This window comes from Saccharothrix algeriensis (genome assembly GCF_016907655.1).
In the GTDB taxonomy this organism is placed as follows: domain Bacteria; phylum Actinomycetota; class Actinomycetes; order Mycobacteriales; family Pseudonocardiaceae; genus Actinosynnema; species Actinosynnema algeriense.
This window is the reverse complement of record NZ_JAFBCL010000001.1, coordinates 5,785,107-5,801,261: the sequence shown is the minus strand read 5'-3', so window position 1 is coordinate 5,801,261 and position 16,155 is coordinate 5,785,107. Positions and strand designations below refer to the sequence as shown.

Here is a 16,155-nt window from a genome sequence, read left to right as displayed (position 1 = left end):
GCGCGCGGCCCGTCGGCGCCTCGGCCGGGGGCGGGCAGCCGGTTCCGACCGGCTGCCCGCCCGGGCGCGGTGTCAGGCGAGTCCCAGGATCAGCCGCCCGCACCGGTCGCCGATCATCATCGACGGCGCGTTGGTGTTGCCCGACGTGATGCTGGGCATGACCGCGGCACTGGCCAACCGCAGGCCGGTGACGCCGCGCACCCGCAGCTGGGGGTCCACGACGGCCTGCTCGTCGGTGCCCATCCGGCAGGTGCCGACCGCGTGGAAGTCGCCCTGGGAGTAGGTGCGCACCGCCTGGATCAGCTCCTCCCTGGTGTCGACGCCCGGACCGGGGATGGACTCGTCGTCGGTCACCCAGTCGCGCAGCCCCGGCGAGTTGATCCACTCCAGGGCCAGCTCGTAGCCCGCCAGCTGGGTTTCGAGGTCCTCGCCGGTCTGGAGGAAGTTCGGCTGGATGATCGGCGGCACGGAGGGGTCGGCGGACCGCAGCTTGACGTACCCCCGGCTGGTCGGGTGCAGGTTGATCACCCCGATCGACGTCGAGTTCCCGGGGTACGGCGGGTACCCGTTGCGGGTGTAGTACACCTGGAACTGGTACGCGGGGGTGCCCGGCACCCGTCCGCTGCCGGTGAACGCGCTGACGTCCATCGCGGTGAGGTGCGACGCGGGCTCGGGGGCGCGGAGCTTCTTCAGCACCACCGAGATCAGGTGGTCGTGCAGGTTCTGCCCGACACCCGGAACGTCGGCGACGACCGGGATGCCGAGCGGGCGCAGGTCGCACGCCGCGCCGACACCGGACAGCTGGAGCAGCCGGGGCGTGTTGACCGTGCCCGTGCTGACGATGACCTCCCGGTCGGCCCGGACCGTGAACCGGCGGCTGCCCGCGTTGATGACGACGCCGTTGACCGCCTTGCGGCTGGTGAACGTCAGCCGCGCGACCTCCGCGTCCGTCATGATCGTCAGGCGCGGGTCGGTGAGGTACGGGGTCAGGAACGAGGTGAACGCGTCCTGCCGGACCTGGTCCACCACGTTGAGCTGCGTGTACCCGACACCGAACTGGGTCGCGCCGTTGTAGTCGGGGTTGAACGCGTAGCCGATGTCGACGGCCGCGTTCACGGTGGCCTGGGAGAGCAGGTTGCGCTGCGTCAGCTCGCTCGACGGCCGGATCGGCCCGGTCAGCGCGTCCAGTGACGGCCGCACGCCCGCGTAGTCCCAGCCGGTGGCGCCCTGGGCGGCCCAGTTGTCGTAGTCGGCCGGGTTGCCCCGAACCCACACCATCCCGTTGACCGAACTGCTGCCGCCCTCCAGCTTCCCCGACACGAAGGACTGCGGCTGGTTCGACAACTGCTGCTGCGGCACCGACTGGTACGGCCAGACGAGCCCGGAACCCGGCGCGGTGGTCTCCCCCGCTCTCGTGAAGTCCCGCACCACCGGCAGGTCGTTCGTCCCGCCCGCCTCGATCAGCAGCACGCTGGCCGACGAGTCGGCCAGCAAGCGCGCGGCCAGCGTGCACCCGGCCGACCCCGCCCCCACGATGACGTAGTCGTAGCAGAGAGGTGTCGCGCTCGCCGTCCCCGTGGTCGAGGCCAGCGCGACCGACGCCGCCGACACACCGAACAACTTGAGCAGGCCACGTCGGGAGAGGCTTCCGTCCTGCACCCGGCGAGCGATCTCGGCCGGGTCTTCCCCAGTGCCCCGATCTGTCCTGGACATCGAAGCCCCTTCGAGCTAGAGGAGTTCGTCTCGGATCGCCGTCGGGACCCCAGAGCCGGACGGCGTGGATGTGACTATGGCGAACGTTCCCCCCACCACCGCGAGTGCGAAGTGGAAACCACCCGAAGGGAGCAAACCAGGGCGCCTTCGTCACCCTGAGCAGCCCGAGGCGCCGCCCTGCCGCCCTGCCCGGTCCGACCGCATTCGGTGGTATACATGGACGAGGACGGCCGCAGGGTCGTCCGACGATGTTCGGGGGGGTACGACTCGTGGCGTTTCTTGTCCTTTGTGGACAACGCGCGGTGGGGCGGTGACCGCGACCCCGGCCGGCCGTCGCCGGTTGTTCGTCGCGGTGCTGGTGGACACGGTCGGCGCGGGCGCGTTCTTCCCGCTCGCGTTCCTCTACCTGTCCGAGAACACCGACATCCCGCTCGGGCAGCTCGGCCTCACCGTCACGGTGGCGAGCCTGGTCGGGCTGCCGGTCACACCGCTGATCGGGCAGCTCGTGGACCGCGTCGGCGCCCGGAGCGTGCTGGTGGCGCAGACGGTGGTGGCGGCGATCGGGTTCTCCTTCTACTTCCACGTCACCGGGTTGGCCGTGCTGGTCTGCGGTGTCGCGCTGGTCACGCTCTCGGACCGGATGTACTGGGCGACGTGGCCGGTGTTCGTCGGCGAGCAGGTCGGCGACGAGGGGCTCGACCGGTGGTACTCCCTGGTCAACGTCGCCAAGAGCGCGAGCCTCGCGGCGGGGGGAGCGCTCGGCGCCGCGGCGCTGGCCTTCGGCGGCAGCGGCGGGCTGCGGGTGGTGCTGGCGTTGAACATCGCGTCGTCGCTCGTCGCCGGGGCGCTGTTCGCCTCGGTGCGCGGCGGTCGCACGGCGCGCGCCGCCGTGCCGAGGGGCGGCTGGCCCGCGCTCCTGCGCGACGGCAGGTACCTCGCGCTGACCCTGGCGAACACGCTGCTCACGTTCGCCTGGCTGATCCCGTCGCTGGTCCTGCCGCTGTACGTGGCCGAGCACACGGTGCTCGCCGTGTGGGTCGCCGCGTCGGCGCTGACGGTGAAGATGGTGCTGGCCGCCGTGCTCCAGTCGGCGGTCACCGCGCGGCTGGGCGCGTTGCGCAGGACCACGACCGCGATGGCGGGTGCGGGCTTCTTCCTCGTCGCGATCGCGTTGCTGGCGTCCGCGTCGGCGACGACCGGCACGGCCCTCGCGGTCGCGCTGGTGTTCGCCGGGGTCGTATTCCTCGCGCTCGGCGAGACCGCCGCCGGCCCGGCCGCGACCAGCCTGTCCGTGGCGGCGGCGCCGCGCGCCTGGCGGGGCCGCTACGTGTCGGTCTTCCAGATGTCCTGGTCGGTCTCGAACATCAGCGGACCCGCGATCGCCGGAGGTCTGCTCGCGATGTCGGCCACCGCCGTGTGGCAGGTGTTCGCCGCGTTCGCCGCGGCCGGCGCGCTCGTGCTGTCCCTGCTGCGCCGGCGGCTCCCCCCGGAGATCGACGACAAGACGCCGCGGCGGGACGAGTCCGCGCAGCAACCAGCTACCGCATGAGAAGAGGACAGATGAGGCCGTCAGCAGACTCCGACAAGCCTGCGCGCGCCGTTGCCGATGCCGTGGTGTTGAAGGTGGACGACGGGGCGCGAGGCGCGAACCCGTACTACTGGCACCGGACCCAGGGCCTGCTCAAGGCGGTGGTGGACGCGGTCGGGTCCTGTGGTGACGCGGAGTTGTCCGCCGCCGTCGCGGCCTTGGAGGCCGACCCGGGCAGCGCCGCCGACTGGCAACGGGTCCGCGCGCTGGCGAAGGCCGTGATCGACGGTCCCGGCCGCGAGGCGGAGGGGCTGGCGCGGGCGGCGTGGGACCTGCTGCGGCGGTCCCGGCTGGGCTACCACGTGGGCGACGCCTACGACCGGACGGCGACCACGAGCGACGACTGGCGGCGGTGGGAGGCAGCCGGACCCGGTGGGTCGGGGGAACCGGCGGCGCAGGTGGTGATCCCGTTCCGCAACCGGGACGGGGACGGGCACCGGAGCCGGAACCTGGCCGCCTGCCTGAAGGCCCTGGCCGACCAGGGGGTCGACCGGTCGACCTACCACGTCACGGTCGTCGAGTCCGACGACGAGCCGCGGTGGCGGGACCTGGTGGAGAAGTACGCCGACGAGCACGTGTTCGCACCGCACGACGGGCCGTTCAACAAGTGCTGGACGGTCAACGTCGGCGTGACCACCACCGCGCGACCGGCGCCGCTCGTCTGCGTCCTCGACGCGGACGCCCTGGTGGACAGGGACTTCATCGGGCGCAACGTGGCCCGGTTCGACCGGGACGGCTCCGGCGGGTTCCTGCCGTTCCGGGACGTGGTCTACGTCGACGAGCCCGCCACGGCCCGCGCGATCGCCGACCGCTGCGTGGCGGACCGGGCCGAGGCGGACCCGGACCGGTTGCGCGGCTTCGTGGTCCACCGCGCTCCCGGGTTGTGCGTGTGGCTGCGGCGGGACGTGTTCGACGCGGTGGGGGGCATGGACGAGCGGTTCGAGGGATGGGGGCGCGAAGACCTCGACTTCGTGCTGAGGGTGCAACTGGCCACGGCGTTCGACCAGTACGGCGACCGCATGCTGCACCTGCACCACCCCTCCTCGGCCCTGCTCAACAACGGCCAGACCGTCAACGCCCACATCCCCCTGCTGTCCTGGAAACCGGAAGGCGCCATCGGCCGCATCGACCGGTACCGCGCCTGAAGCGACACGTTGGCTGATGGGGGGGACGATCAAGTGCCGACAACGGCGTTGCTCGCCAGCTGCGAGTTGCCGACGTCCTACGGCGACTTCACGCTGCACGTCTTCGGCGACCCCGAAGGGGGTGAGGACGTCATCGCGCTCGTGCACGGGGAGCCGAACCCGCACCAACCGCCGTTGGTGCGCCTGCACAGCGCGTGCTTCACCGGCGACATCCTGACGTCGCTGCGCTGCGACTGCGGACCGCAACTCGTCGCCGCGGTGCGGTTGATGGCGCAGGTGCAGCACGGAATCCTGCTGTACCTGCCCCGGCACGAGGGCAGGGGCATCGGCCTGGTCAACAAGATCAAGGCGTACGCGTTGCAGGAGCAGGGGTTGGACACGGTGGCCGCGAACGTCCACCTCGGCCTTCCCGTCGACGCCCGTGACTACCGCGCCGCCGCCGAGGCGTTGCGCCGGCTGGGCGTGTCCGAACTGCGGCTGGCCACGAACAACCCGAGCAAGGTCGCAGCGCTCGTCGACGCGGGTCTGACCGTGGAGCGGGTGCCGCACGGCGGCTTCGTCAGTCCGCACAACTCCGAGTACCTGAGGGTCAAGGACGTCCTCATGGGTCACCTGGACTCGTCGGGCGGCGGGCGCGCCGGATGAGCGGCGCCGCCGTGGCGGTGTTGGGCAGGCAGTTCGCGCGCCCCGGGCAGGGCGCGGAGCTGCTGCGGCTCAACGTCGTGCTGGGCCGGGCGTTGCGCGTGCCGGGGCTGCTCAGGTACCAGGTGCTGGTGCGCTCGGACGACCGGACCGAGCTGTGCGTGTACTGGCTGTGGCGGGACTTCGCGGACCGGGAGTCGGTGTGGGCCGATCCACCGCCCGCGCTGACCGATTTCTGGGCGTCCGCGAAACCGCTGTGGCGCGCGGCCCCGGACGTCCGGCGCTACCGCTGGGCGCCTGCGGTGGAACGCGACCTGGCCCCCGGGCACGCCGTGGTGCTCGGTGCGGGCGCCCCTGCCGCCGACGACCACCAACTGATCGACATCGACGGTGGCGCGACGTTGCGCTGCCGGCCCGCCGGGCAGGCGCCCGCCCCGGGGCAGTGGACCGGGGTGTGGCGGCTGTCCGCGACCGAGGAGAGCTGAGGGCTATGAGTCTTCCCGATCAGGTCATCGTCAACCTGTGTCCCACCGGGATGGTGCCGCGCCGGGCGAAGGTGCCGGACGTGCCCATCACCCCCGAGGAGATCGCCGCGGACGTCCGCCGCTGCTACGAGGCGGGCGCGGGCATGGTCCACCTGCACGCCAGGGACGACGACGAGGAGCCCACCTGGAGCCCGCGGCGGTTCACCGAGATCGTGGACGCGGTGGTGTCGCTCACGCCGGACATCGTGCTGGTGGTCACCACCAGCGGCCGGAACTGGTCCGAGCTGGACAAGCGCGCCGCGTCGCTGACGGTGGACGGCCTGGCCCGCCCGGAGATGGCGTCGCTCACGCTGGGCTCGATGAACTTCGTGTCCGGGCCCTCGGTGAACTCGCCGGAGACGATCGAGGGCCTGGCGCGCGCGATGCGGGAGCGCGGCATCGTGCCGGAACTGGAGATCTTCGACGTCGGCATGGTGAACTACGCCAACTACCTGATCTCCCGGGGCGTCCTCCAGCCGCCGTACTACCTCAACGTCCTGTTCGGCTCGATCGGGACCGCCGAGGTGAGCGCGGCCAACGCCGCCGCGGTGCTCGGCGCGCTGCCCCAGCCGTCCACCTGGGCGTTCGCGGGCATCGGCCGGTTCCAGCTGGCCGCGAACACGCTGGCGCTCAGCCTCGGCGGGCACGTCCGGGTCGGCCTGGAGGACAACCCGTACCTGGACTGGAGGACCAGGGAGCCCACCACGAACCCCCGGCTGGTGGAGCGCATCGTGCGCATCGCGCGGGAGATGGGCCGCGAGCCCGCCACCCCGCAGCAGGTCCGCGAGATCATCGGCCTGCCGCAGGTGGTGCGCACGTGACGGCCGCCGGCCACCGCTGGAACAGCGCCGCCGACTACGACGTGCTGGCCCGGCGCGTCCAGTTCCGCAACGCGGAGCTGGTCGCCGGGCTGCACCCCCGGCCCGCCGAACCGAGGGCCGTCTACGAGATCGGCTGCGGCACCGGCGCCCTCACCGAGGCGCTGGTGCACCGGTTGCCCTCGGCCGACATCGACGCCGTGGACGTGTCGGCCGACATGCTCGCGGTGGCGGAGGCGAAGGGCTGGCCGGCGCGGGTGCGCTTCGCGCAGGGCGCTTTTCCCGATGTGGCGACGGATCGGCACTACGACGCGGTGTTCTCCAACGCCGCGCTGCACTGGATGCACCCCCGCTTCGCCGACGTGTTCGCGACGATGAACGCGCTGCTGGTCGACGGTGGGCTGGCCTGCGTGGCGACGGCGGGCCGCACGGCGGCGACGGACCGGTTCGCCGAGCAGTCCCGGGCGGCGCTGGCCCGGCTGACCGGGTTGTCCGAGCCGGACCCGTTCGAGGCGCGCAGGCTCACGGTGGCGGCGGCGGAGGAACTCGCGGGCGCCGCGGGGTTCGAGGTGCGGGACGCCTTCGTGGTGGAACGGACCGCCTCCGTCCCGGCGGAGGTCCGCGCCCGCTGGTGGGTGGCCAGCGGTGGGCCGTGGACGGCGGCGCAGGTGCCCGCCCGCGAAGCCGTCGACGCGCTGCGCTCGGTGCTCGGTGGCGGAGAGGTGGAGCTGGTGCACGCGAGCGTGTTCCTGAGGCTGCGCAAGGGCGATCATGCGTGACGTGTTGCGCGACCGCCAGCAGTGGGGCGCGCGGGCGATGGTGTCCACCGGCAGTTCGGCCGCGACGCTGGCGGCGCTGGACGTGCTCCGCGAGGGCGGCACGGTGTTCGACGCCGCCATCACGGCGTCGGCGGTGCTGACGGTGGCGATGCCGATGGCGTCGGGTCCCGCCGGTGACGCGGCGGCGGTGTTCCACCTCGCGGGCTCGCCCGAGGCGTGGTCGTTGACCGGGCTGGGCCGGGCGCCCGCGCGCGCCACGGTGGAGAACTTCGCCGCGCGGGGCCACCGGACCGTGCCCGGCCGGGGGATCGAGTCGGCCACCACACCGGGTCTGCTGGGCGCCTGGTGCGCCCTGCACGACCGGCACGGCACGATGCCGTGGTCCCGGCTGGTCGCGCCGGCCGTCGCGCTGGCCGAGCAGGGCACCCCGGTCACCGCGCAGACGGCGCGCTGGATCCAGGACAACCTGGCGGTGCTCAGCCAGCCGGAGTTCGCCGGGCTGTACGGGCCGCACGCGACGCCCTCCGCCGTGGGCGGCCTGCTCCCCAACCCCGGGCTCGCCGCGCTGTACCGGCTGATGGCCGATTCGGTGGACGAGCTGGAGGCCGAGCTCGACGCGAGCGTGACCAGGCTCAGCGACCGGTTGGGCGGGTTCTTCGCGCCCGGTGACTGCCGCGTGCGGGTCGGGGAGATCGTGCCCGCCGCCACCGCGTCGGTGGCAGGCGCGCGGGTCGCCACGAACCCGGCGCCGACGCAGGGCGTGCTGCTGCTGCAGAACCTCTTGCTCTACGCGCGGCTGAGGGGCGGGCACAGCGCCGACTCGGGGGCGGGGGTGCACCTGCTGTCGGAGATCTTCCACCAGACGTACGCGTGGCGGATCGAGCACCTGGGCGACCCGGTGTCCACGCCGCCCGCGGACCCGCTGGCGGAGGCGGTGCTCGCGGAACTGGCGGCCGAAGTCGACCCGGACAGGCCCACCGCCACCCGGTACGCCGGGCACTACCGCGAGGGCGACACCACGCACTTCGCGATCGCCGACCGGGCGGGCAACAGCGTGAGCTGGACGCAGAGCCTCGGACTGGGCTTCGGTTCCGGCGTCGGCATCGGCGAGCTGGGTTTGCTGCTGTGCAACCGGTTGGGCCGCAGCGCCACCCTCTCCCCCACCGAACCGAACGGCGTCGCTCCCGGCCGGCGTCCGGTCAACACCATCTTCGCCTGGAGCGCCGGCGACGCCGACGGGGTGCGCCTGCTCGGCGGCACCCCCGGCGGTGACGGCCAGTGCCAGTGGAACGCGCAGGTGCTCGCCGCGATGCTGTTGGACGGGGTGGGCCCGTCGGCGGCGTTGAACCGCCCGCGGTGGACGTACCTGCCCGGGGCGGACAAAACCGAGGCGGGCGTGCCGCAGCACCTGCAGGTCGACTCGTCCATGCCCGCGGAGGTCCAGCAGTGGCTGCGCGACGCGGGGCACGTGCTGCGGGTGCGGACCGGTGTCGGTGGTGTGCTGCGGGTGCTGGAGCGGCGCCCGCAGTCGGTCTACGGGCTGGACGACGGCAGGCAGGAAGGGCTCACCTCGGGGTTCTGAGCCCGGCGGTCGGAGGACCGCCGGGAGCGGCGACGGCGGTCCGACCCCCGGTTCTCACCCCGGGGCGCCGTCGCGCTCGAACCGGTACCAGCCGCCCACGACCCGCTTGGCGAGGAAGCCGAAGAACCAGAAGACCACGATGCCGAACGCCGACGACAGCAGCACCGCGGCGAACATCTGCTCGGACTGCAGCCGCTGCCGGTAGAGGTCGATGAGGATCCCGATGCCCGGTTCGCCCTGCTTGAAGAAGAAGTCGCCGACAACGGCGCCGATCACCGAGAGACCGGCCGAGATGCGCAGACCGGTGAAGACGGCGGGCAGCGCGGCCGGGAACTGCAGCTTCACCAGCGTGCGCCACGTGCCCGCCCGGTGCAGGCTGAGCAGGTCGTGCAGGTTCCGCCCGGCCGACCGCAGCCCGAACAGCGTGTTGGCGATGACCGGGAACACCGCGACCAGCACGCACACCAGCACCCTGCTGCCGAGGCCGAAGCCGAACCAGAAGCCGAACAGCGGCACCAGCGCGAGGATCGGCACCGTCTGGAGCACCACCGCGTACGGGTAGACCGCGCGCTCGACCCAGCTCGCCAGGCTCATCAGGACCGCGAGCGCGACCCCGACCACGACCGCGATCACCAGTCCCAGCAGCGCGACCCGCGCCGACACCACGAGGGCGGACAGCAGCTCCAGCAGCTTGTCGCGGTCGCCGAACCCGACGAGCAGCACCTCGTGCGGCGCGGGCAGGAGGAACCGGCGCTGCGGCGCCAGCACGACCAGGCTGACGACGTACCACGCGCCGATCATCAGCGCGGACACCGCGAGCACCGGCAGGACCTTGGACTTCACGGCGTCGCGCCCCTCAGCAGCCGGGACACCTCGGCCGCGAGCCCCGCGAACTCCGGGTGGTAGCGCAGTTCGTGGTCACGTGGCCGCGGGAAGCGGACCGGCAGGTCGGCCAGCACCCGGCCGGGCCGCGGGGACAGCACGACCAGCCGGGTCGACAGGTAGACCGCCTCGCTCACCGAGTGCGTCACGAACACCGCGCCGAACCCGTCCGCGGCCTGCACGGCGAGCAGTTCGTCCGCCAGCCGCTGCCTGGTCGGCTCGTCCAGCGCGCTGAACGGCTCGTCGAACAGGAACAGCCGCGGCCTCATCACCAGGGCCTGTGCCAGCGCCGCGCGCATCTGCATCCCACCGGACAGCGCGGCGGGCAGGTGGTCCGCGAAGCCACCGAGCCCGACCCGTTCGATCAGCTCGGCCGCGCGCGCCCGCAGGCGCGCCTTCGGCAGCCCGCGCAACTCCCCGACCAGCTCGACGTTGCGCCGCACCGTGCGCCACGGCATCAGCGTCGGTTCCTGGAAGACGAACGCCACCTCGTCGGTGCGCCGGTCCGCGACGCCCCCGCTCGGCGCCGCGAGACCTGCGGCGATCCGCAGCAGCGTGCTCTTGCCGCAGCCGGACGGACCGAGCACGCTCACGAATTCGCCCGCCCGGACGGACAACGTCACCGGCGCCAGCGCGCTCGTGCCGTCCGCGTAGGTCTTCGCCACCCCGTCCAGCGCGAGCACCACCGGTAACGCGCTTCCCGGTTCACCCGGCCCGGCCGCCGGGTCCTCCCCGACCCGCATCGGCGATCCCCGTCGCACGGAACCCATGGGTTCAGCCTACTGCCCGCCCGGTCACCGCGTCGCGCACTCGACCTCGCTCGACTTCGCTCGACCTCGCCACCACGCGGCCGACGGGAGGGCGATTCCCGTGCTCCGCAGAATTCACGGCCGGCGCATTCCACTATTCGACGCCGATGGCGGGGTCGAGGAACTCGTTGGTGGCGAGCTGCGCGTCCTCGGGCACGGTGGCGCCCTGCCCGGCGAAGATCGGCCGCACGATTTCGGTGAGGCGTCGCACGCGGTCGGTGTCGAAGTCGCCGATCACGGCGTTCGCCCCGTTGCCCATCACCTCGTGCCGCTTCATCGCCTCGGCCGCGTACGCGGCGCGTTCGAGGCTGTAGGGGTAGGCGTTGTAGTCCTCGACCAGTCGGGTGATCAACCGGTTCGTCCCGGCCGGGTCCGCGACGTACTCGACAGCGGCCTGCTGCAACATCGGCACCAGCTTGCGCAGGCACGGCGACAGTTCGGCCTTGCGGTCGGCGCGGATCGCCATGGTCTCCACGTAGTTCGGGTAGCCCGCGTCCTCGACGAACGCGTAGCCCACCTTCTTGCGCCACTGCGGGATCTCGTGCTCGTACTGGAAGACCTCGTTGGTGATGTAGCCCTGCTGCACGACCTTGCCGCCCTCGGCGACGAACCGCGCAGGCGTGCCGTCGTAGGAGCCCTCCACCTGGTCCTTCTTCAGCACACCCGCACCCGTCAGGTAGTCCACGTACACCGAGCCCGGGAAGTACAGGACGCGGGCATCGGACCGGCCGACGTCGCGCACGGACCCGAACCCGGGGTAGGTCTCCGGGTCCCACATCAGCACGACCGGCGAGGCGTCCATCGGCGCGAACACCGACTGCACCGGCTGCTCCCCGCTCACCTGGGCCACCTGGTCCAGGTCGGCGCCGCCGAGCAGCACCGAATCGTCCACGAACAACGTCTTCGCGGCGGGGGTGAACGAGGTCGCCGGACCACCGGACCGCACCTCCAGCGTGACACCGGTGTCGACGCCCCCGCTCACCAGCGCGCCGGACACGCTCTTGCGGTCGGCGTCCGGCCTCGCGTCGTCGCCCAGCAGGCGGTACAGCGCGCCGTACTCGGCCTGCGGCCACCAGTTCGTCTGGATGACCACCCTGTCCGGGCACGTGCCGCGCAGGTACGCCCGATCACCCGGCGCCGCGAGCGGAGCCGTGGCCGCGACCGGCTCCTGCGCACCCGAACAGGCCGTGGCGAACAGCAGTGCCACGGCCGCGAAAGCCTTCGCGGTCCTCATCTCCCCCATGACCCGCGACCATACCGACGCGGGTCCGCCGCGCGGTGCCGACCCACGTCGCTCACGGCTCCAGCAGCCAGGCGACTTCGTGGCTGAGCACGTTCCGCAAACGCTCGGGGTTCGAGCCGTCCAGCGACAACGCGGGGAGCTGCGAGCGGTAGGCCGACATCGCCTTCTCCTTGAGCGCCCTCGCGCGCGGCGACAACTCGACCGCCTGCCGGGTCATCCGCCGCGGGTCGAGGCCCCGGTAGCTCAGCTCCCCGTCGAGCCAGGCGTCGACGTCCAGGTACGCGCGGGGTTCCCGGCCGGTCACCCACGACGGCCAGCCGTACCAGAGCGCGTAGGGCAGGTCGGCGTAGAGGTGGACCTCCGGGCGCTCCGGAGCGGCCTCCACCGCGGCGAGCGCGGCGTCGCGCGCGGCGCGGTGGTCGTTGTGCCCGCCGATGGCGGCGGGGATCCAGACCTCGGCGGCCCGCCCGATCACGTCACCGATGCGCGCGGCCAGCCGCTCGCCGTCCAGCGGGCCGGACCGGTACTGCTCCTCCTGTTCGCCCAGGCGCAGCGAGTCGCAGCCGAGGACGCGGTGCGCCTCGTCGTCCTCGGCCAGCCGTTCCCGCTGGCGCTCCCGGGACGACGAGGCCCGGGTGAGCCGGTCCCAGTACGTGAGCGCGACGTCGTCCGGTGGCATTCCGGAGAAAACCGTCACCAGCGTCGTACCGGGCTGCATCAGCCGGTTCGAGGCGGACAGCACAGCGTCGTCGAGGTGTGCCGACAGCACGAAAACCCGCTTTTCCATCGCCTTCCCACAGTCGTGTCGGACGACGCACGACAAGAGGTCCGCAGAAAGCGGCTGCCGCCGACCCCCACCCCGGATCCCCCAGCGCCCGTCGACAGTGGTGCGCCCCCGATCACAACGTGGCACAACGCCGAAGGCCCGTCAACAGCCCACCGAATGCCCGAATGGGCGGGCCCCTCCACCAGCGGGACCGACCGGCGCCGGCGAGGGCGGGGCCCCGGTCCGACGGCGGTAGCGGAATGTCGGTTTACTCCCGTGTCGAGCGGGGGTACCTGCGGGCCATGACCGAGTCCGACCTGCTCTCCGCGGCCGAGGTGTTCCCCGAACTGTCCGACGAGGTCAAGGTCCGCTTCCCCGAGGGCGAGGAGCCGGTGCTGCTGCGCCCGGACGGGACCGAGGTCGACACGTGGCGGGAGAACCACCCGTTCACCGAGCGGCTGGGCCGGGCGGAGTACGCGCGGGCGAAGCGGTTGTTGCACATCGAGATGCTCAAGCTGCAGTACTGGGTCCAGGACACCGGCCAACGGGTGGTCATCGTGTTCGAGGGCCGGGACGCGGCGGGCAAGGGCGGGACGATCCGGCGCTTCACCGAGAACCTCGACCCGCGCGGCGCCCGGGTGGTCGCGCTGGGCACCCCGACCGAGCGCGAACGGGGGCAGTGGTACTTCCAGCGCTACGTGGAGCACCTGCCCACCGCGGGGGAGATGGTGCTGTTCGACCGCTCCTGGTACAACCGCGCGGGCGTGGAGCGGGTCATGGGCTACTGCGACGACGAGCAGTACGAGCGCTTCCTGCGCCAGGCGCCGGAGTTCGAGCGGATGCTGGTCGACGACGGCGTCGTCCTGGTGAAGCTGTGGTTCTCGGTGTCGCGGGCCGAGCAGCGCACCCGCTTCATCATCCGCCAGGTCGACCCGGTCCGGCGCTGGAAGCTCAGCGCCAACGACCTGGCCTCGCTGGACCGCTGGGACGACTACACCCAGGCCAAGGTGGCGATGTTCCGGGCCACCGACACCGCCGAGGCCCCGTGGACGGTGGTCAAGAGCAACGACAAGCGCCGCGCGCGCCTGGAGGCGATGCGCAGCGTGCTGGCCCGCCTCGACTACGCCGACCGCGACCTCGGCGTCGTCGGCGAACCGGACGGGCGCATCGTCGGCGCCGCGAACACCCTCCTCGAAGAGGGCGAGGACGACACCTCGCTCAGCCCGACACCGATCGCCCCGGACATGACCCACGAACCCGGTCTGCACCCCGACGAACCCGCGTGAGCGGCGCCGCAGGCGGAGGGTCCGCGTCGCCCGGGAGGTGAGGTGGCGCGGCGATGGCCTTTCGAGCGGGGACTGTCCTACAGGCCGGGGTACTCCGCGGTCATGTCGCCGTCGAACAGCCGCCAGTAGAAGCTGTTCATCTTCGCGGCGGCAGGTGCGTGCCGGGCCAGGATCGCGGCCACGGTCGGCGGCACGTCATCCGGGACGTGGCCGGCGGCGCACCGGAGCACGTACTCGTTGCGGGCGGTGGGGACGCCGCCTGGCGGCACCGCCACCCCGCACACCTCGGTCACCAGCCAGTTGACCAGTCGCATGGCGGCGTAGGCGGCGTCGTGCGTCGCGTTGCGCCGGACGAACTCCTGCTCGGCGGCCGACAGGTCGAAACGCGGCGATGTGGCCAGGCCGAAGTCGGTGAGGTGGATCCGCTCGCCGTCGGTGCGCATGTTGCCGAAGTGCCCGTCCATGTGCAGCAGTTCGTGACGGCGCAGGAAGCCCACGATCCGCGACAGTTGCCGCTCGACCGCGTCGGCCTTGCCCGCCGGGTCCTCGCCCAGCCAGTCGGACAACGGGTGGGGGATGTACTCGCAGAACAGCACGAGGCTGCGCGTCGCGGCGGCCAGGGCTTCGAGGCGGGCGCGCACGGCCGGGGAGCCGTTCAGCGCGGCGACGACCGCGTCGACGTCGGCGTGCTCGGCCGCGACGGGTGAGCGGCCGGGCAGCACCCGCCAGTGGTGCAGCAGCGGGAACGACTCCGTCCCGCCGGCCAGCACCGCTTCGGTGACGATCTGGTTCGCGGCCAGCTCGCGCCATGCGTTGAACCCCGGGCTGACGACGCCGTACTGGCAGAACACCGGCAGGTCGAACAGGTTGGCGGTGGAGCGCGGGTGGGCGAGTTCCCGGTCGGTCAGCGGGATGCGCTTGACGAACACCGGCGTGCCGTCGACGTCGAGCACCGCCGAGCCGCCACCCACGCCCACGCCGCCGACCCGCCCCGCGTCCACGAGCGCGGCGAGCTCGACGTCGGTGCACGACGCGAGGAGGGCGGAGAGTTCCTCGTGGCGGGCACGCCTGGCAGGCATCATCCCGCGATCATCCCAGCGGCCGGGCGGTCCCTCCGCAGTGAGGTGCCCCCGATGACCCGAGGCGGTTGTCACCCGGATCGGGTCGGTGGCACCGGGACGGCGGTCGGTTCGGTCCGGGCGGTGTGCCTGTGGGGTGCCGGAACTCTGCACCGGGCTGCCGATCAGCGGTGATCGCACGCCATGCGCCACGGCGGCGTGGTCGTGGAACGCGACGTCACGACTGCTGTACCTGATCTTCGTTCGACTCGGTGGCCAGCCGGTGCTCCTCGGCCTGCCCTCCGCAACCAAGGACATCGAACCGCCGGTGCTGTGACACGAGGTCTCGGACGCGCTCGCCGCCCACGACTGGGACGCGTTCGAGATGTACCTGTGGGCCGCTTTCCACCACCCCACGCCGTCGATGACCCCGGTCCTGTGCGGTGCACTCCGGCTGAAGTCGCGCTCCGTGCCCAACGAAGACGCCCTCCAGGTGCTGGCCGAGATCAAGGATCCGGCGTCCCTGACCTGCCTGCGCGAAGTGCTCTACTGGCAGCCGGAGTGGGACGAGTTCGACCACATCGGGGTCAAGGCGTTGTGGGCGGTCGACGCGGTGGGCACCGTCGAGGCGCGGCGACTCGTGGCCGAGGCGGCGGAGCTGGGGTCGGACGCGGTCCGGGACTGGGCGCGCCGCAAGCTCAGCCAGCACCCAACCGGGTGATCAGGTGCTGCGGCAGCGGGTAGGGGTTTTCCACCGGCAGCAAGGCGTGCGCTTCCTCGTCACGGCCGGCCGAGACCAGACCGCCCACGGCCCGCATCAGGTCGGTGACGTCGGTGATCGCGGTGATCCACTCCTCCACGTAGCGCCGCACCGCGTCCCCGGCCAGGCCGACCTGGAGCGACCGGTGCCCCAGCGGCCCGAGCCGCAGGCTCCGCTCGGGGTCCCACTGGACCCGCACCGGGGACGCCTTGACCGCCGAGGCCCACGCGGCGCGGTCACCGTGCACGGCGGGAACGAAGTGGCTGAGCGCCGCGTGGGCCAGGGCCCAGTGGAACCCCTCACGGGTGATGTCGACGGCCAGGACCCTCTCCTGCCCGGGCTTGCCCGCGTAGCCGCAGCGGTAGGCCATCCACAGGAACGAGGGTTTGATCCAGGTCATGCGCTCGCGCTTGAAGGGCGGCACGAACGTCCCGGCGGCCAAGGCGGCCTCGGCGATCGGCGGCGGGTACGCCTGGTAAACCCTGATGGTCTCGTCGGTGTACCAGGCGCGCACTTCACGTTCGGGCTGTTCGGTCGGTGCCACCACACCATCGTGCCCC

At 72.4% G+C, this 16,155-nt stretch carries 17 protein-coding genes; 10 read left to right on the top strand and 7 right to left on the bottom strand.

What is annotated here, in order from left to right; translation table 11 throughout:
• Window positions 1–72 precede the first annotated feature (72 nt).
• Window positions 73–1,611 (bottom strand): GMC family oxidoreductase, encoded by a 1,539-nt coding sequence (locus JOE68_RS26460; protein WP_307820049.1) that lies wholly within the window; start codon window positions 1,609–1,611, stop codon window positions 73–75.
• Between the two features lie 412 nt (window positions 1,612–2,023).
• Here JOE68_RS26460 and JOE68_RS26455 point away from each other — a divergent pair, with 412 nt between their 5' ends.
• The 7 genes from JOE68_RS26455 to JOE68_RS26425 are packed head-to-tail and all read left to right on the top strand — an operon-like array spanning window position 2,024 to window position 8,791.
• Complete coding sequence (locus tag JOE68_RS26455; protein ID WP_204845015.1) at window positions 2,024–3,262, top strand: MFS transporter; 1,239 nt, start codon at window positions 2,024–2,026, stop codon at window positions 3,260–3,262.
• A gap of 11 nt (window positions 3,263–3,273) precedes the next feature.
• Window positions 3,274–4,446, top strand: coding sequence for a glycosyltransferase family 2 protein (locus JOE68_RS26450; RefSeq protein ID WP_204845013.1), 1,173 nt, complete (start codon window positions 3,274–3,276; stop codon window positions 4,444–4,446).
• Window positions 4,447–4,479: 33 nt separating this feature from the next.
• Complete coding sequence (gene ribA / locus JOE68_RS26445) at window positions 4,480–5,091, top strand: GTP cyclohydrolase II (protein ID WP_204845011.1); 612 nt, start codon at window positions 4,480–4,482, stop codon at window positions 5,089–5,091.
• A complete protein-coding gene (locus JOE68_RS26440) occupies window positions 5,088–5,573 on the top strand; it encodes a putative quinol monooxygenase (protein WP_204845009.1) in 486 nt (161 codons plus the stop codon). Before ribA ends, JOE68_RS26440 begins: the two co-directional genes overlap by 4 nt.
• Window positions 5,574–5,578: 5 nt before the next feature.
• A complete protein-coding gene (locus JOE68_RS26435; protein WP_204845007.1) occupies window positions 5,579–6,433 on the top strand; it encodes a beta-keto acid cleavage family enzyme in 855 nt (284 codons plus the stop codon).
• Complete coding sequence (locus JOE68_RS26430) at window positions 6,430–7,209, top strand: class I SAM-dependent methyltransferase (RefSeq protein WP_204845005.1); 780 nt, start codon at window positions 6,430–6,432, stop codon at window positions 7,207–7,209. Before JOE68_RS26435 ends, JOE68_RS26430 begins: the two co-directional genes overlap by 4 nt.
• Entirely contained in the window at window positions 7,202–8,791 is a 1,590-nt protein-coding gene (locus JOE68_RS26425; RefSeq protein ID WP_204845003.1) for a gamma-glutamyltransferase, read from the top strand. The genes JOE68_RS26430 and JOE68_RS26425 overlap by 8 nt, the downstream gene beginning before the upstream one ends.
• Before the next feature lie 54 nt (window positions 8,792–8,845).
• Here the strand turns inward: JOE68_RS26425 and JOE68_RS26420 are convergent, their stop codons facing one another.
• The 4 genes from JOE68_RS26420 to JOE68_RS26405 all read right to left on the bottom strand — a co-directional run bounded on the left by JOE68_RS26420 (window position 8,846) and on the right by JOE68_RS26405 (window position 12,512).
• Window positions 8,846–9,634, bottom strand: a complete 789-nt coding sequence (locus JOE68_RS26420; protein WP_204845002.1) for an ABC transporter permease — start codon at window positions 9,632–9,634, stop codon at window positions 8,846–8,848.
• Entirely contained in the window at window positions 9,631–10,443 is an 813-nt protein-coding gene (locus tag JOE68_RS26415; RefSeq protein ID WP_204844999.1) for an ABC transporter ATP-binding protein, read from the bottom strand. The genes JOE68_RS26420 and JOE68_RS26415 overlap by 4 nt, the downstream gene beginning before the upstream one ends.
• Before the next feature lie 133 nt (window positions 10,444–10,576).
• Complete coding sequence (locus JOE68_RS26410) at window positions 10,577–11,725, bottom strand: ABC transporter substrate-binding protein (protein ID WP_204844997.1); 1,149 nt, start codon at window positions 11,723–11,725, stop codon at window positions 10,577–10,579.
• 52 nt (window positions 11,726–11,777) lie between these two features.
• Window positions 11,778–12,512 carry a PIG-L deacetylase family protein gene (locus tag JOE68_RS26405; protein WP_204844995.1) on the bottom strand — a complete coding sequence of 245 codons (735 nt, stop codon included), beginning with the start codon at window positions 12,510–12,512 and terminating at the stop codon, window positions 11,778–11,780.
• 281 nt (window positions 12,513–12,793) lie between these two features.
• Between JOE68_RS26405 and ppk2 the strand changes: the two genes are divergently transcribed.
• A complete protein-coding gene (ppk2, locus tag JOE68_RS26400; protein ID WP_204844993.1) occupies window positions 12,794–13,777 on the top strand; it encodes a polyphosphate kinase 2 in 984 nt (327 codons plus the stop codon).
• Window positions 13,778–13,854: 77 nt separating this feature from the next.
• On the opposite strand, the gene JOE68_RS26395 is transcribed toward ppk2, so the two are convergent.
• Window positions 13,855–14,859 (bottom strand): BUD32 family EKC/KEOPS complex subunit, encoded by a 1,005-nt coding sequence (locus tag JOE68_RS26395; RefSeq protein ID WP_204844992.1) that lies wholly within the window; start codon window positions 14,857–14,859, stop codon window positions 13,855–13,857.
• Window positions 14,860–14,992: 133 nt separating this feature from the next.
• Between JOE68_RS26395 and JOE68_RS26390 the strand changes: the two genes are divergently transcribed.
• The gene (locus tag JOE68_RS26390) at window positions 14,993–15,172 is read left to right on the top strand and encodes a hypothetical protein (RefSeq protein ID WP_204844990.1); all 180 of its coding nucleotides are present in this window, start codon (window positions 14,993–14,995) and stop codon (window positions 15,170–15,172) included.
• A gap of 132 nt (window positions 15,173–15,304) precedes the next feature.
• Window positions 15,305–15,556, top strand: a complete 252-nt coding sequence (locus JOE68_RS26385) for a hypothetical protein (RefSeq protein ID WP_204844988.1) — start codon at window positions 15,305–15,307, stop codon at window positions 15,554–15,556.
• On the opposite strand, the gene JOE68_RS26380 is transcribed toward JOE68_RS26385, so the two are convergent.
• Complete coding sequence (locus JOE68_RS26380; RefSeq protein ID WP_204844986.1) at window positions 15,534–16,139, bottom strand: DUF4291 domain-containing protein; 606 nt, start codon at window positions 16,137–16,139, stop codon at window positions 15,534–15,536. The two genes, JOE68_RS26385 and JOE68_RS26380, sit on opposite strands and share 23 nt — an antisense overlap.
• Window positions 16,140–16,155 lie beyond the last annotated feature (16 nt).

Coding starts and splice junctions, on each gene's coding strand:
- JOE68_RS26450 (WP_204845013.1), top strand. CDS start 3,274: ATGAGGCCGTCAGCAGACTCCGACAAGCCTGCGCGCGCCGTTGCCGAT.
- JOE68_RS26440 (WP_204845009.1), top strand. CDS start 5,088: ATGAGCGGCGCCGCCGTGGCGGTGTTGGGCAGGCAGTTCGCGCGCCCC.
- JOE68_RS26435 (WP_204845007.1), top strand. CDS start 5,579: ATGAGTCTTCCCGATCAGGTCATCGTCAACCTGTGTCCCACCGGGATG.
- JOE68_RS26425 (WP_204845003.1), top strand. CDS start 7,202: ATGCGTGACGTGTTGCGCGACCGCCAGCAGTGGGGCGCGCGGGCGATG.
- JOE68_RS26415 (WP_204844999.1), bottom strand. CDS start 10,443: ATGGGTTCCGTGCGACGGGGATCGCCGATGCGGGTCGGGGAGGACCCG.
- JOE68_RS26410 (WP_204844997.1), bottom strand. CDS start 11,725: ATGGGGGAGATGAGGACCGCGAAGGCTTTCGCGGCCGTGGCACTGCTG.
- JOE68_RS26405 (WP_204844995.1), bottom strand. CDS start 12,512: ATGGAAAAGCGGGTTTTCGTGCTGTCGGCACACCTCGACGACGCTGTG.
- ppk2 (WP_204844993.1), top strand. CDS start 12,794: ATGACCGAGTCCGACCTGCTCTCCGCGGCCGAGGTGTTCCCCGAACTG.
- JOE68_RS26395 (WP_204844992.1), bottom strand. CDS start 14,859: ATGATGCCTGCCAGGCGTGCCCGCCACGAGGAACTCTCCGCCCTCCTC.